The organism is Shimia litoralis (assembly GCF_005518135.1).
Taxonomy (GTDB): domain Bacteria; phylum Pseudomonadota; class Alphaproteobacteria; order Rhodobacterales; family Rhodobacteraceae; genus Shimia_E; species Shimia_E litoralis.
In genome coordinates, this window is sequence record NZ_SULI01000002.1 from 68947 (window position 1) to 83695 (window position 14749).

The 14749-nt window shown below is 54.2% G+C and carries 18 protein-coding genes; 5 read left to right on the forward strand and 13 right to left on the reverse strand.

Features of this window, described 5'->3' with window-relative positions; all coding sequences use genetic code 11:
• Positions 1-11: 11 nt before the first annotated feature.
• Positions 12-1034, reverse strand: a complete 1023-nt coding sequence (locus tag FAP39_RS02265; protein ID WP_138014755.1) for a TRAP transporter substrate-binding protein — start codon at positions 1032-1034, stop codon at positions 12-14.
• A gap of 403 nt (positions 1035-1437) precedes the next feature.
• Between FAP39_RS02265 and paaG the strand changes: the two genes are divergently transcribed.
• The 4 genes from paaG to FAP39_RS02285 are packed head-to-tail and all read left to right on the forward strand — an operon-like array spanning position 1438 to position 4586.
• The gene (gene paaG / locus FAP39_RS02270; RefSeq protein WP_138014756.1) at positions 1438-2229 is read left to right on the forward strand and encodes a 2-(1,2-epoxy-1,2-dihydrophenyl)acetyl-CoA isomerase PaaG; all 792 of its coding nucleotides are present in this window, start codon (positions 1438-1440) and stop codon (positions 2227-2229) included.
• On the forward strand, positions 2226-2657 hold the full coding sequence (gene paaI / locus FAP39_RS02275) for a hydroxyphenylacetyl-CoA thioesterase PaaI (protein ID WP_138014757.1): 432 nt from the start codon (positions 2226-2228) through the stop codon (positions 2655-2657). Before paaG ends, paaI begins: the two co-directional genes overlap by 4 nt.
• An 18-nt stretch (positions 2658-2675) precedes the next feature.
• Complete coding sequence (gene paaK, locus FAP39_RS02280; RefSeq protein WP_138014758.1) at positions 2676-3986, forward strand: phenylacetate--CoA ligase PaaK; 1311 nt, start codon at positions 2676-2678, stop codon at positions 3984-3986.
• Positions 3987-3989: 3 nt separating this feature from the next.
• The gene (locus FAP39_RS02285; RefSeq protein WP_138014759.1) at positions 3990-4586 is read left to right on the forward strand and encodes a TetR/AcrR family transcriptional regulator; all 597 of its coding nucleotides are present in this window, start codon (positions 3990-3992) and stop codon (positions 4584-4586) included.
• Here FAP39_RS02285 and FAP39_RS02290 read toward each other — a convergent pair.
• Positions 4572-5042: a PACE efflux transporter gene (locus FAP39_RS02290; protein WP_138014760.1), complete on the reverse strand. Its 471-nt coding sequence runs from the start codon at positions 5040-5042 to the stop codon at positions 4572-4574. The two genes, FAP39_RS02285 and FAP39_RS02290, sit on opposite strands and share 15 nt — an antisense overlap.
• A 76-nt stretch (positions 5043-5118) precedes the next feature.
• On the opposite strand from FAP39_RS02290, the gene FAP39_RS02295 reads away from it, so the two are divergent.
• Positions 5119-5613, forward strand: coding sequence for a MarR family winged helix-turn-helix transcriptional regulator (locus FAP39_RS02295; protein WP_138014761.1), 495 nt, complete (start codon positions 5119-5121; stop codon positions 5611-5613).
• A 51-nt stretch (positions 5614-5664) separates the two neighbouring features.
• On the opposite strand, the gene FAP39_RS02300 is transcribed toward FAP39_RS02295, so the two are convergent.
• The 11 genes from FAP39_RS02300 to FAP39_RS02350 form a co-directional block, all read right to left on the reverse strand.
• Complete coding sequence (locus FAP39_RS02300; protein ID WP_138014762.1) at positions 5665-6423, reverse strand: Phenylacetic acid catabolic protein; 759 nt, start codon at positions 6421-6423, stop codon at positions 5665-5667.
• A gap of 15 nt (positions 6424-6438) precedes the next feature.
• Positions 6439-7512, reverse strand: a complete 1074-nt coding sequence (paaE, locus tag FAP39_RS02305) for a 1,2-phenylacetyl-CoA epoxidase subunit PaaE (RefSeq protein WP_138014763.1) — start codon at positions 7510-7512, stop codon at positions 6439-6441.
• Positions 7513-7634: 122 nt separating this feature from the next.
• Positions 7635-8096, reverse strand: coding sequence for a 1,2-phenylacetyl-CoA epoxidase subunit PaaD (paaD, locus tag FAP39_RS02310; RefSeq protein ID WP_171006766.1), 462 nt, complete (start codon positions 8094-8096; stop codon positions 7635-7637).
• 5 nt (positions 8097-8101) lie between these two features.
• Positions 8102-8869: a 1,2-phenylacetyl-CoA epoxidase subunit PaaC gene (paaC, locus tag FAP39_RS02315; protein ID WP_138014765.1), complete on the reverse strand. Its 768-nt coding sequence runs from the start codon at positions 8867-8869 to the stop codon at positions 8102-8104.
• On the reverse strand, positions 8869-9153 hold the full coding sequence (gene paaB, locus FAP39_RS02320; protein ID WP_138014766.1) for a 1,2-phenylacetyl-CoA epoxidase subunit PaaB: 285 nt from the start codon (positions 9151-9153) through the stop codon (positions 8869-8871). Before paaB ends, paaC begins: the two co-directional genes overlap by 1 nt.
• Positions 9154-9180: 27 nt before the next feature.
• On the reverse strand, positions 9181-10173 hold the full coding sequence (paaA, locus tag FAP39_RS02325) for a 1,2-phenylacetyl-CoA epoxidase subunit PaaA (RefSeq protein WP_138014767.1): 993 nt from the start codon (positions 10171-10173) through the stop codon (positions 9181-9183).
• Between the two features lie 16 nt (positions 10174-10189).
• Positions 10190-11392: a 3-oxoadipyl-CoA thiolase gene (gene pcaF, locus FAP39_RS02330; RefSeq protein WP_138014768.1), complete on the reverse strand. Its 1203-nt coding sequence runs from the start codon at positions 11390-11392 to the stop codon at positions 10190-10192.
• Between the two features lie 244 nt (positions 11393-11636).
• Positions 11637-12275 (reverse strand): maleylacetoacetate isomerase, encoded by a 639-nt coding sequence (gene maiA / locus FAP39_RS02335; protein ID WP_138014769.1) that lies wholly within the window; start codon positions 12273-12275, stop codon positions 11637-11639.
• Positions 12276-12362: 87 nt separating this feature from the next.
• A complete protein-coding gene (locus FAP39_RS02340; protein WP_138014770.1) occupies positions 12363-12902 on the reverse strand; it encodes a VOC family protein in 540 nt (179 codons plus the stop codon).
• A 4-nt stretch (positions 12903-12906) separates the two neighbouring features.
• Complete coding sequence (locus FAP39_RS02345; protein ID WP_138014771.1) at positions 12907-13107, reverse strand: DUF2783 domain-containing protein; 201 nt, start codon at positions 13105-13107, stop codon at positions 12907-12909.
• Positions 13108-13113: 6 nt separating this feature from the next.
• Entirely contained in the window at positions 13114-14736 is a 1623-nt protein-coding gene (locus FAP39_RS02350; protein WP_138014772.1) for an FAD-dependent oxidoreductase, read from the reverse strand.
• Between the last annotated feature and the right edge of the window lie 13 nt (positions 14737-14749).

Consider the following 14749-nt stretch of genomic DNA (forward strand, 5'->3'; position numbering starts at 1 on the left):
AAAGACAGGATTTAGTTCGCTGCCATCTCTTTTGTGATCAGGTCGTATGCAGCTTGGCCATCGATGCCAGCGGCAGTCACTTCTGCAATCACCTTGGTGCGGACGTCTGCAGCAATCGCGTTGAATTTCTCCAGATCAGCGGCGCTTGCAGCGTTAATCGCGTTGCCGTCTGTTGCCAGAGTTGCGTCGCGACCGATGCCGTCGATTTCGTCCCAGATTTTGCCGATTTCACGGCTCAGTGGTTCACCAAAGACTTTTTCGTCCAAGGCAGCTTGCAGGTCAGCAGGCAGATCAGCAAATGCGTCTTCGCTCATGATGAATGCAAACGATCCGCGATAAAGGCCACCGGGCACTTCATACACATTTTGTGCAACTTCGGTCAGCTTGAAGCCTTTGCGCGATTCCATCGGCATAACAACACCGTCGGCTGCGTTCGACGCAAGAGTTTCATAAACCTTAGGGGCAGGAACAGCGATACCAGTTGCGCCCAAAGCTGCGCCAACGTCACCACCTACACCACCAGGGATGCGTACTTTCATACCAGAAACCTGACCCAATTCGGTCACAGCTTTGGAAGAGTGCAATTGTGCTGGACCGTGCGTGTGCAGGGCAATCAGCTTAACGCCGCGGTGCTCGTTTGCTTGGCTCAGGAAAGCCTCGTAGGCGCGCCAGTAAGCGACAGAAGCGGCTTCGGCAGAACCTTCATAGCCGGGGAGTTCGATCATTTTTGTCGTCACAAAACGACCAGGCTGATAACCGTGGAAAATGATAGATGCGTCAGCCGCACCATCCATGACCAGATCCATCTGTGCTGGAGGCGGCGCAATGCCCAGCTTAAGTTCTGCGGTTACCTTGCCGTCAGTGGCTTCTTCGACCATTTCGACAAACTTGGGCCACATCTTGGCATTGATCCCGTGAGTGGGCGGAGCCCAGCTTGAGATTGTCAACGTGTGGTCAGCCGCGAATACCGCAGTTCCGGACAGAGCCAGTGCGGCCCCCGCTAGAAGTGAGGTGAGTTTCGAGAATTTAGCCATGAGGTCCTCCCTAAATTGGCAATTGATTGCTGTGTTAATGGTTATATTTGTAACCATCAACGCGTTTCGAGTCAGATTTTCGATGTTCAGCAGAAGTTGAACACGCAGTCGGATAATGAAGCATGTCTTGTCGTGGAGCCTGCGGCAATCGACGTTCAACATTTGGCCACGTGCAAAAACACGGCAAACCGCCGTGGTGCAGATGTACAAATGGTTGGCAAAAATTTTTCACTCTTCCTCCACCAGAATGTAAAATCATCCAAACTTCAACGTTTCTCATGCGCTTGTTGCAATAAGTTGCCTAAGAACTGCGCATCAAAAGAATCATTCTTCAGGTCTTTTATTGACCAACCGTTCGGTTTATGCAAGATGGAGGGTGAAATTATTGACAATTGAGGTCGTCATGAGTGATACGATTCTTGCGCAAAATCATGGTGAATGGGTTGAAATAACACTCAATCGCCCAGATCGCCTAAATTCCTTCAACGATGAGATGCATCTCGCACTACGGGCCGAGCTTGAAGCCGCGCGCGATAATGGCGCGCGTGCTGTTTTGTTGACCGGTTCTGGCCGCGGGTTTTGCGCAGGGCAGGATTTGGGGGATCGCGACCCGTCAAAAATGGATGGTCCGCCTGATCTGAGTGTGACGATCAATACGTTTTATGCGCCATTGGTTAAGTTGATTCGCTCGTTGGAAATGCCTGTCATCTGCGCGGTGAACGGTGTGGCGGCGGGTGCGGGTGCGAACATCGCATTGTGCTGTGATATCGTTTTGGCAGCAGAAAGCGCCAAGTTCATCCAGTCATTTGCCAATGTCGGACTTGTGCCTGACGCAGGTGGAACATGGTCATTGACCCGTTTGTTGGGCGAAGCCCGCGCCAAGGCGCTGGCATTGACAGCCGAGCCGGTCCTTGCACCGCAAGCTGCAGACTGGGGTATGATCTGGAAGGCCGTACCGGATGCTGATCTGATGTCTACCGCACGGGCGATGGCAGAAAAATTTGCAAGCGGTCCGACTGTGGGGCTTGGTCTGACCAAAATGGCAATTCAGGCAGCGGGCACCAATTCGTTCGATGAGCAACTGACGCTCGAAGCGTTGTCACAAAAGACGTGCGGCGAAAGCCCCGATTATGCAGAGGGTGTTTCGGCCTTTCTACAAAAGCGTAAGCCGAACTATTCGGGCAAAAAGGCATGAGCCTCTCGCCTAAGGAGCGCGCCGAGAAATCTGCGGCGTCCATGTGGGCCAATGATGATGCGTCCAAATGGGCCGGCATGGAATTGATCCGCGTCGATGAAGGCGTGGCCGAGCTTCAATTGACGGTGCGCAAAGAGCATACAAACGGGCATGACATCTGCCACGGCGGCGTCACATTTATGCTGGCCGACAGTGCTTTTGCGTTTGCTTGCAACAGCCGCAATCAATCCGTCGTTGGGCAACATACAATGACCAGTTTTTTGGCGCCGGGCAAATTGGGCGACCGCCTGACGGCGTCGGCGCAAGAGGTTTCAGTGACCGGTCGCAGCGGCATCTATGATGTCAAGGTCACCAACCAAGACGGAACGATCATCGCTGAGTTTCGAGGTATCTCGCGCATGGTCAAGGGACAGCATTTCGAAGAATAAAGTGTCGAGGAGGACACCATGAAGGACCTAACTCCGAACAAGGCCGATCTAGACCCGATTGAAATTGCATCAATCGACGAAATTCGCGGCCTCCAACTTGAACGTCTCAAGTGGTCAGTGCGCCATGCATATGACAATGTACCAATGTATAAACAACGGTTTGACGATGCTGGCGTGCATCCTGATGACCTCAAGACGCTCGCGGATTTGGCGAAATTTCCGTTTACCTATAAAAACGACCTTCGGGACAATTATCCCTTTGGCTTGTTTGCGGTGCCAAAAGAACAGATTATTCGTTTGCACGCGTCTTCGGGCACGACAGGCAAGCCAACGGTTGTTGGATATACGAAGAACGATATCGATGTTTGGGCGGATGTCTTGGCGCGGTCTTTGCGTGCCTCGGGTCTGCGTGCCGGCAACACGGTGCACAATGCCTATGGGTATGGTCTGTTTACGGGTGGCCTTGGTGCGCACTATGGGATCGAGCGCCTCGGCGCGACGGTTGTCCCGATGGGCGGCGGCCAAACCGAGAAGCAGGTTGGCTTGATCCAAGACTTTAAGCCAGACGGGATTATGGTGACGCCATCCTACATGCTTAATATCCTCGAAGGGTTCCACAAAGCCGGATTGGACCCGCGGGAATCCTCTCTTTCTGTGGGTGTGTTTGGTGCAGAGCCGTGGACAAACGCCATGCGTCTAGAAGTCGAAGCCGCGTTTGATATGCACGCTGTTGATATTTACGGTCTCTCCGAAATTATGGGTCCTGGTGTGGCCAACGAATGTGTCGAAACCAAAGACGGTCTGCATGTTTGGGAAGACCACTTCTATCCAGAAATCATCAACCCTGCCACAGGGGAAGTGGTCGAAGATGGCGAACAGGGCGAGCTGGTGTTCACAACGCTCACCAAAGAAGGCTTGCCGATGATCCGGTATCGGACACGTGACCTGACACGGTTGTTGCCGGGATCAGCGCGCTCCATGCGTCGAATGGAAAAAATTACCGGCCGTTCAGATGACATGATCATTCTGCGTGGTGTGAACGTGTTCCCGACGCAAATCGAAGAACAGGTTATGGCCACAGGTGGCTTGGCTCCATACTTCCAGATCGAGTTGTATAAAGCGGGTCGGATGGATGCGATGCGGGTCTATGCAGAGGCAACGCCGGACGCCGCTGACAGTTTGTCGAAAACCGCTTCTGCGCGTATGCTGACAAAGCATATCAAGGATATGGTTGGTGTTTCGACCGAGGTTATTGTAGGCGATCCGGGACAAGTGGAGCGCTCGCAAGGAAAAGCAGTTCGTGTTATCGATAATCGCGACAAGGAGTAAAGTTTGGCCCGTACAATCGCAAAAGACCATGACCAGAAACGCGCACAAATCCTCAAATCTGCCGCACGCGTATTTGCGGACGAAGGGTTTGACCGCGCGTCAATGGCGCAGCTAGCGCGAGAGTGCGGGATCTCCAAGGCGAATATTTATCACTATTACAACAGCAAGGATGCCATTTTGTATGACATCCTTGAAACCTACCTTCGCGAACTACGAGATACAGTGTGTGGCCTTGATCTTACAAACCGCACGCCTGCGGAACGGTTGCAATGCGTGGTTCGGGAGATTTTGTTCGCGTATCAGGGTGTTGACGACGAACACCGCGTGCAGACCAGCGGGATGTCCGCGCTTCCGGAAGACTTGCAAAAACCTCTGCGCGGCTATCAGCGTGATATGGTGATGTTTTTGAACACCATTATCCAAGAGGCCGCACCGGATGTATTTGATGACGATCCGGTCAAGCTTCGATCCGCGACGATGTCGGTGTTTGGCATGCTGAACTGGTATTACATGTGGAATACGGGGGCGGGATCCCAAGCGCGCGAGGACTATGCCAAGGTCGTCAGTGACCTGACGCTGGGTGGGCTAAAGTCCCTCTGACGCGCGGCTTACTTGCCCTGCATGCACGTCCGATTTCTTGGTGTGGTGTGAAATCGGAAAGATGATGTCGTACGTCCAATTAAAGACATAGGCGTACACGAGGAAAAAAACCGATATCCCGATATCAAGCATGAAGGCGTCCCAATAGGAAATTTCCAGCCACCAAGCGGCAAGAAATAGACCGACAACAAGCAAGACAGCCTCGAAAAGTGTGGCATGTAGGACCCGGATCAACGCACCTCGTGGGGCCATGTCACGATATTGAAGGTCCCATATGTCAAAGAGCCAGTTGAACAGTAAATTCCACGCCATCGCGATCAGGCTCATCATTAATCCGAACACGCCAATTGACGCCATGCCGTGACCTGTGATCCAGCTGCCAGCGGTCATCACAATTCCAAGTGCAATCAATTCGAACGTGATCGTGTGGCGCAGGCGATCCTTGATGGTTCTCATGGTATCTTTCCAGAAAGGTATATCTCTTTAGGTAGGGGTATGTTACCTTTCTGGCAAGGTAAATTTTGGAGACCCAATGGAAACCAAGCAGTCAGTTTCAGAAATTCTTGCGGATATTCGGCAAAATTGGCCGGAATGGGATACCCCAGAAACGGCTGTCATGCTTGGGATTATTCGTTTGAACGACCTCGTCAAAGAGCGGAACATTCGAATCCTGAATGGTTTCGGTCTCACTCAAGCCGGTTTCGAAGCATTGGTGACGTTGCGCGCGCAACCCGTGCCCCGACGTATGACGCCGACCGACCTATACCAAGCGATACTGATCACCTCGGGTGGGATGACCAAAGTCCTGAAACAGCTCGAGGAAGAAGGGGATATTGTGCGCGAAGATCACTCATCCGACAAGCGTAGCCGCTATGTGCGCTTGACCTCAGCGGGTGAAAAACGAGCCGAAGCCGTCATGACGGCGGTGTCTGAAGATGAAAAGCGCGCGTTGCAGGGTGCCTTGTCGGATCAGCAAATTGCTCAACTTGGCAAAGTTCTGCTCCGGACGTTGGAAAAGTTGGAATGAAATACAAAAAACCGCCCAATCGAGGGGCGGTTTTTCTGCTTGTGGCTGGAATTAAGCGGCTGTCAGGCCAAATTTTTCCAAAATGGCTTTGGTTTCTGCTTCCCAACGCGCCTTGAGCTCTGCGTTAGTAGATTTGCGCAGGCCCATTGCTTTGAGGGTATCCGCTTTGATCGAACTTGTGGACCCAAACGACCCAGCGACGCGTGGCCACCAGTACCCTACAGCGGCTTGCAACGCAGCTTTGTTGTCTCCCTCGGCTAGCTTGGCAACGCCTTCTTCGGCCAATTCCGCGTGGCGTGCCTCGACGGGGGCAATCGCGCGGAAAGCTTCGGCGAGAGGTTGGTAAGACACCATCGAGAATTCGCCCATTTGGACGGCCACAGCGCGGCCCATCAAAAGGTTCATCACGACCGCATCGACCCAACCATCAAGCGGATAGTTGAACACGGCCAGACGCATATCCTGCTCGGCGCGCTCTGTGCCAGCGGGTGCATCGCGATCAAGACGTGCGGTCCAGGGGTGATGGTTGGCGTATTTATCGGTGTTTGCGCCAAATTCGCCCATGATGCGCAACACACGGTCCGCATTGTCGGTTTTTTCCAACACGATCTTTGCGGCTGAGATGCGTTCCTTGATGCCGGGACCTGCGTTGATGATATCTGCAAATCCGGCGGCGCCAGCCAGTTCGGAATCTACAAATGTCGCCATCAACTTCATCAGTTCCGCCCGATACCGAGGGGGCACATTTGACGGGTTTGTCAGAATGCCACCTGCCGCCAGATAGCTTTCGATGCTCATATCTTCAGACATATCAATCTCCTCGGGTTATTGGTCAAAGTCGACAACAACGTTGTCGGTGACGGCAAAGGACTGGCATGACAGGACATAGCCCTTTTCGACCTCGTAATCTTCCAAGGCATGGTTGGCGACCATTTCGACTTCGCCTTCCAAGACCTTGCAGCGACAGGTCGAACATACGCCAGCCTTACAGGCGTAAGGCGCGTCCATTTTGTTTTCCAACGCAGCATCCAAAATCGAAATGTCTTTTGGCATGTTGATGGTCTGTGTCGAGCCGTCCAGCGTGATTGACGCGCTGGCCTGATTGGCGTTAGACGCCCCGCCTTTTGACACGGCTTTGCGCTTGGCGCGTCCTGGCTGCGAGGATGCAAACAGTTCGAATTTGATCTGCGCATCATCTAGACCAGCCGAGCGTAGGGCTGCAGCGATGCCCAGCATCATTGGTTCAGGGCCACAAATAAACGCCATGTCGATGTTTTTGATGTCGATCCAGCTTTGGAACAACTCGGCGCATTTTTCTTCGGTGACCAATCCTGTGAAAAGATCAATTTCCTGCGCGTCAGATTCCAGAATATGGATCGTGTTAAAACGCCCCATATAGGTGTTTTTAAGATCTTCCAGCTCTTCGCGGAACATGATCGTGTTCACACCTTTGTTGGCATATACCAGCGTAAAGGTTGAATTTGGCTCTGCGGCGAGGGTCGTCTTGAGGATCGACAGAACCGGAGTGATACCGGAGCCGCCTGCAAACCCAAGATAGTTTTTCTCGTTTCCGGCATCCAAGGCGCTAAAGAAGCCCCCCATTGGCGGCATCGCCTGAAGCGTATCACCGACCTTAAGGTCTTCGTTGGCCCACGTGGAGAACGCGCCACCATCGACACGCTTAATGCCGACTTGCAAAACGCCGTCATTTTTCCCAGCGCAGATGGAGTAAGACCGGCGCAGTTCCTCGCCGTCAAAATCTTGACGGAAGGTCAAATACTGGCCTTGAGTAAAGTCAAATTCTTCGGCCGCGCCATTGACGGGCTGAAGGGTGACCACGACTGCGTCGCGGATAGTTTTGTGAACGTCTGTGACGGTCAGATCATGAAAGCGCGCCATCGGTTCCTCCCTGAAGCGTTGCGGGATTAAATTGGTATCCGACATAATTTCTGAATGTACGAAATATGGCGGTGTGAGACGCATTCCGGCAAATGGCTAAGCCATTGGTTTGCCGAAATACACTATATGCACTTGAAGTATTCAAACGGCTCAAGGCAGGTTTGGCAGCGCCATTGTGCCTTGCACGGGGTCGAACCAAACTGGCTCAGTTTTTCGAGTTGGGTGCCTTGGCAGTGCGGGCACCGTTGGGGGCCACCCGCGGGTTGCGGTGGGGCAATCCCATATTTTTCCAAAGCGGCGGCACCCTTCTCGGAGAGCCAATCAGTGGTCCAGGCCGGACTTAGCTTGCGACGCAACTCGATTTTGGTGAGCCCGCAGTCGCGTAACTTGGTTTCGATGTCCATGTTGATCATCGAAGTCGCCGGGCATCCAGAGTAGGTGGGCGTGACCGACACAACACATGTGTTGTCTTCCCACGCTACGTCCCGAATAATGCCCAGATCAATCAAGCTGATCACAGGGATCTCGGGGTCGGGAATGGTTTCAAGCCATTCCCAAACCTGTTCCACTGAAGGATGTGCCATGGGTGTTACCACTCGCATCCCGGATAGGCGCGCTGAAGCCATTGCATCGACGTCAGCAAATGGCCCAAGTGCTCGGTGTGCATGTATCCTGTGCGACCACCCTTATGGGTATAGGCGTTGGCAGGAATTGCCAGTGTGGCATTGGCCATGACCTTGGACACAAGCGCGTCATACTCTTCGCGCAATGTGGTTGGGTCAGGGCAGACACCCGCGGCAGCCATCGCAGCATCGACGTCGTCGCTTAGGAACATCTCGCCCACATACGGATAGAGATAATCAAGCGCGGCCTGCATGCGGCTATGGCTTTCTTCGGTGCCATCACCCAGACCGACAACGGTGTCTGCCGAGCGTTCCACATGATAAGCAACTTCTTTGATAGCCTTCGCGGCGATCTCGCTTACCGTGGTGTCCGAAGATTTCAACAGACGGGCCAAAATGACCGATTGAAATGCATCAAACAGGAACTGACGCATCATGGTCTGGCCAAAGTCGCCATTGGGAAGCTCAGTCAACAGAACATTGCGGAAGTCCCACGCATCCCGAAGAAATGCCAAGTCGTCTGCTGATTTACCTTCGCCTTGGACCTCTGCGGCATAGCCCAGCCAAAGCTGAGTTTGACCGATGAGATCAAGTGCTGTGTTGGCCAGCGCGATATCCTCTTCAAGGATCGGGCTGTGGCCACACCATTCTGACACACGGTGGCCAAGCACCAATGTGTTATCGCCCATGCGGAGCAGAAATTGCAGCAGGGCCTTTTGATCGACCTCTGCCATCACATGTGCCCCACTTCTTCTGGAATATCAAAGAATGTCGGGTGGCGGTAAATTTTGGATTCGCTGGGCTCGAACAACGGGCCTTTGTCACCCGGTGCGGTCGCCGCAATATGCTTGGCTTCTACAACCCAGATCGACACGCCTTCGTTGCGGCGCGTGTACACGTCGCGCGCGTTTTTGATCGCCATTTCGGCGTCTGGTGCATGCAATGAACCAACGTGACGGTGGCTCATGCCATGTTGACCGCGGATAAAGATTTCCCAAAGGGGCCATTCGTTTTTCATAGCTGAGGTCTCCTCCTAGCTTTGGAATTATTCGGCTGCGATTTTAGCAGCGGCTTTTTTCTCGGCGTGTGCCATCAGGCCATCACGAACCCATTGACCTTCGTCCCACGCAGCCACGCGATCTTTTAGACGATCGGTGTTGCACGGGCCGTTGCCTTTGATGACGTCAAAGAATTCGGTCCAATCTGGGTCGCTAAAGTCATAGTGGCCGCGTTCTTCGTTCCATTTGATGCCGGGATCAGGCAGATCCAGACCAAGGTATTCGATCTGTGGCACCGTTTGGTCGATGAATTGCTGGCGCAGCTCATCGTTGGATTTCACTTTGATTTTCCAAGCCATCGACTGATCCGAGTTGGTCGAATCCGCATCGGTCGGGCCAAACATCATGATCGCAGGGAACCAGAGACGGTCCACGGCGCTTTGTGCCTGACGTTTTTGTTCAGGTGACCCAAAGGCCATTTTCATGATTGCGTGATATCCCTGACGGGCGTGAAAGCTTTCTTCTTTACAGATGCGAACCATCGCGCGGCTGTAGGGGCCATATGATGTCCGCTGCAGGGCAACTTGGTTCACAATCGCTGCACCATCCACCAGCCAGCCAACAGCGCCGATGTCGGCCCAGTTCAGCGTTGGATAGTTGAAGATCGACGAATACTTCATCCGACCTTCGTGCAAAAGGCGCACCAACTCGTCGCGGCTTTCGCCCAGAGTTTCAGCGGCCGAGTAAAGATAAAGACCGTGGCCTGCTTCGTCTTGAACCTTGGCCAACAGGATCGCTTTGCGCTCCAGTGTTGGGGCACGTGTGATCCAGTTACCTTCTGGCAGCTGACCCACAACTTCCGAGTGCGCGTGCTGGCCCATTTGGCGGATCAGCGTGCGGCGGTAGTCATCAGGCATCCAGTCGCGGGGCTCGATCTTGATGTCGTTGTCGATCTTGTCTTGGAACTCGCGTTCCTGCTCGGACATCTCCTCGCGGGATTTGATGCCGGAGCGGGCTGTTTTGATGAGCTGTGCATACATTAGCAGGTCTCCTCCCTTATACGCGTTCGATAATGATGGCGGCACCTTGGCCGACACCGACGCACATGGTGCACAGCGCATAGCGCCCACCGGTGCGTTGCAATTGATAGGCGGCTGTCAGCACAAGACGTGCGCCTGACATGCCCAATGGGTGGCCCATGGCGATGGCACCGCCATTGGCATTCACATGCGGAGCATCATCCGCAACACCAAGAGCCCGCAACGTGGCAAGGCCTTGGCTGGCGAAGGCTTCGTTCAATTCTATCACATCCATCTGGTCGATGGTCAGGCCGGCACGTGCCAGTACTTTTTGGCTGGCTGGAACCGGGCCAATGCCCATCACACGAGGCGCCACACCAGCGGCAGACATGCCAACCACGCGGGCCATCGGTTTCAGGCCGTTCTTGTTTGCCGCAGCATCGCTGGCCAAGAGGATGGCCGCAGCACCGTCATTGACGCCAGATGCGTTGCCCGCAGTGACCGTAAGGTCAGGGCCGTTTACACCACGCAACTTGCCCAGCTTAGCTGCATCCGTGCCGGGGCGGGGATGTTCGTCAGTGTCAACAATGATCGGATCGCCCTTGCGCTGTGGCACAGACACGGCTGTGATCTCATCAGCGAAAACGCCTGCTTCATGCGCGGCGGCCCAACGGGCCTGGCTGTTGGCAGCAAAGGCATCTTGGTCGGCGCGGCTGATGTCATAGTCCGCAGCGACATTGTCGGCGGTCTGTGGCATGGAATCCGTGCCATACATCTCGTGCATCTTCTTGTTTACGAACCGCCAACCAATGGTGGTGTCGTAAACTGTATTGGCGCGGGTGAACGCGGCCGCGGCCTTTGGCATCACAAAGGGCGCGCGTGACATGCTTTCCACACCGCCAGCGATGGCAAGGTCATAGTCTCCTGCCTTGATGCCGCGAGCCGCCATTCCGACGGCATCCATGCCAGAGGCGCACAAACGGTTCACGGTGGTGCCCGGTACGTCAATCGGAAGGCCCGCGAGGAGGGCGGCCATGCGCGCCACGTTGCGGTTGTCTTCCCCAGCTTGGTTGGCGGATCCATAGATCACGTCGTCAATGCTGGCCCAGTCGACCTGAGGGTTGCGCGCGACCAGGGCGGCAATGGGTGCCGCCGCCAAATCGTCCGCCCGTACTGAAGAAAGCGCGCCGCCATAGCGTCCAATCGGGGTGCGCGTTGCGTCGCAGATGAATGCGTCCATGGGTGTTACCTTTGTCCTGTCCATCGTCGGAAATAGCCGACCGCATGGTCGGGATATTAGAGAAAGCGATTCGTGGCAAGAAAAATGTTACACAAATTCATAACTTGGAGAAATTTGGTAACTCTATTGCGATTTGATGGCCCTCAAGGTTGGGTTGCACACATGAAAATGCCGCGCAAAGCACGGCATAGATCAATGGACCAGATGGGTTGTAAGGCGCCCGAATGCAGACGGAGAGCGAGTGTTAAGTGGGTTTAACTTGGTCCGGAGCTGCTGCAGCAAAGGCAGGATGGTCGGCGCAGGCTGCTTCGACTGCTAAGATGCGGGGCATCTCGGAAATATCGACGCCCCAACGGTGAGCGTTGTACAATTGAGGAATAAGGCAGATATCGGCCAGAGAGGGCGACGCACCGCAGCAGTATGGTGACTGTTCGAAAGGTGCCAGCAATGCTTCGAATGCCTCGAGACCAGCAGGAATGAAATGCCTCATCCAGTCAATTTTGGCAGTGCCATTTTCCGGCAAGAGCTGGGCAACGTGATTGACCACGCCGAGATTACACACTGGATGAACGTCGACTGCCACGCTGTGTGCGAGGGCGCGCACATGTGCTGCTTCACTTGGATCGTTGGGCAGTAATCCTAGATTGCGTGTGTCATTCAGATACTCGAGGATTGCGAGCGACTGAGTGAAACGATGGCCGTCGATCTCCAAAACAGGCACCAAGCCTTGCGGGTTGCGCGCCAAATGCGCGGGGCTTTTGTGCGCCGCTTGGACGAGGTCGACGGAGACGGCCCGATAGTCGATATCGGCAATATTTAGTGCAATGCGCAGTCGATAGCTCGCGGAAGAGCGCCAATAATCATAAAGGATCGTGTCAGTCATGTTTTGCGCCCGCTTCTTCAAGGTTTGTGGCCAGCCTTGAAGGGCTGACCACAGGATTTATACGTCAACTTACTTGATAAGTTAAGCTTACTTCTTCAACTCTTTGGCGTGCAGCCAGTCAGCGTGCTTTGGTGCCTTTTTGGTCACAGCCCATTCGTTCAACATGTCCCACTTGACCTCATCCATGCGCTTGAGCATTGCTGCTTCTTCAGGGTCTGGGCAGGCCAGCTCGACGCGGTGACCGTTGGGATCGAAGAAATAGATCGAATGGAAGATCGAGTGATCGGTCACGCCCAGAACTTCGACGCCATTGGCTTCGAGGTGGTCCTTGAATTCAATCAGAGTATCGCGATCTTTGACCTTAAAGGCGATGTGTTGCACCCAAATCGGGGTGTTGGGGTCACGGCCCATTTCCGGTTTTGTCGGCAGTTCGAAGAATGCCAGAACGTTCCCGTTCCCGGCATCCATAAAGATATGCATATAGGGATCGGGTTCGTGGGTGGATGGGACGTGGTCCTCGGCGATGGCCAATACAAAATCCATCTTGAGGTTGGTATTGTACCATTCGACGGTCTCTTTCGCATCCTTACAGCGATAGGCAACGTGATGTATCTGTTCGATCTTCATGGGCTTATTCCTCCGATTTGAGCGCAGCTGCGGCCAGCGCTTGAGACAGTGTCGCGCGGTCTCCAATGTGGTTAGCCATTACAAGAACAAGGCGCGCGTTCAGCGCCTGACTGTCCTCATCGGACAGTCCATCGTGTGTGGCAATTAGTTCAGCATAGAAGTCATCCACGCCATTGATATTTGGGGTCAGGATAAGATCAGACATCGTCAATTACTCCTTGCCTGTGGCACGGCTGATGGCCGTACGAATCTGGTTTTCGTCAAAGTTCGGACGGCGGGCTGCGACGTGTTGATCAGGGCGGATCAGGTATACAGCAGATGTCGCATCACCGAGGTAGCGCTCTTTGAGCATGCCAGTCGGGTCACTGTTGGTTGTCAGTGCCAAACGCTTGACCACGACGCCGTCTTCGTGGATTTCATCGGGCGCATCGGCGTTGATGGTCAGCAAGATGAAATCGTTACCCAGCTTTGACAGCAGGAAATCATCACCCAGCGGTACGTCGGGGCACGATGATCCTGGCCGTGTGCGTTCTGGGCCATCAAGCGCATCCGCAGAGTTAAGCGAGGACCCGTCATAGGTGCAAGGCACCGATAGGCGCCCAGAATTCACCATCGGACGGGCAAATTCATAAGGATCGGACAGCGCCAGAACCGAATCCCGCAGCAGGCGAGACATGTTCGACTTTGGTGTGATGAAATCTGTCGAACGGGTCGAGTTCATGATGTTTTCATCGGCGCCGTGCACACGCTCGGTGTCATAGGTATCGAGCAATGCATCAGGTGCCTTGCCATTGATCACAAGACCCAGCTTCCAGCCAAGGTTGTCGACGTCTTGCATGCCCGAATTTGCGCCGCGTGCACCAAATGGCGACACCTGATGCGCCGCGTCGCCAGCGAAAAATACGCGGCCATGTCGGAAGCTATCCATGCGCTTGCATTGGAAGGTATAGATTGACGACCAGACCATGTCATAGTCAACACCACCAAGGAACGCATCCAAACGACGACGGATATTCTCCTCTTTCATCTCTTCTGCGCGATCAACGTCCCAACCGATTTGGAAGTCGACACGCCAAACATCATCGGGTTGCTTGTGCAACAGCATCGACGCGCCTTCACCGTGGGACGGTTCGAACCAGAACCAACGCTCTGTGGGGAAGTCGACTTCGCCTTTCATCTTGATGTCAGCGATCAGGAAGCTGTCCTGAAATACCTTACCGGTGAATTCCAGATCCATCATGGTGCGCAGCGGTGATGATGCGCCATCACAGCCCACCAGCCAATCTGCCTCGAGTGTGTAAGGTCCGTCCGGAGTGGATACTTCGATCACCACATGGTCGTCTTTGACCTCGACGTTATCGATGCGGTTCTTGCCACGGATTTCGATCGGCGCGCCTTGTGCCTGCAATTCGCGCAGGCGTTCGATCTGAAAGCTCTCGTAATAGGGTTGCTGCATGTTGATAAAGGCCGGATATTTGTGACCCTCTTCTGGCAGCAGGTTGAATTCAAAGACCTGATCGTCCTTGTGGAAAACTTTGCCCACATTCCAGACGACGCCCTTGTCCAGCATCGGTTCGCCACAGCCGTACCGGTCAGCGATCTCTAGGCACCGCTTGGCAAAACAAATGGCGCGACTGCCCATGCCGACGCCTTCGTGGTCGTCCAGCACGAGAACCGGAATGCCTTGCAGGCCCAGATCCAGTGCGGTTGCGATCCCGATGGGGCCACCACCCATGACCACGACGGGGTGACGCACGGGGGCGGCTTTGTCCTGATCGGCCGAACGCTCGTAAGGGTAGAGCTTGTAGGCCAGCGTATATCTGTCATCAAACATGGGTTGGTCTCCT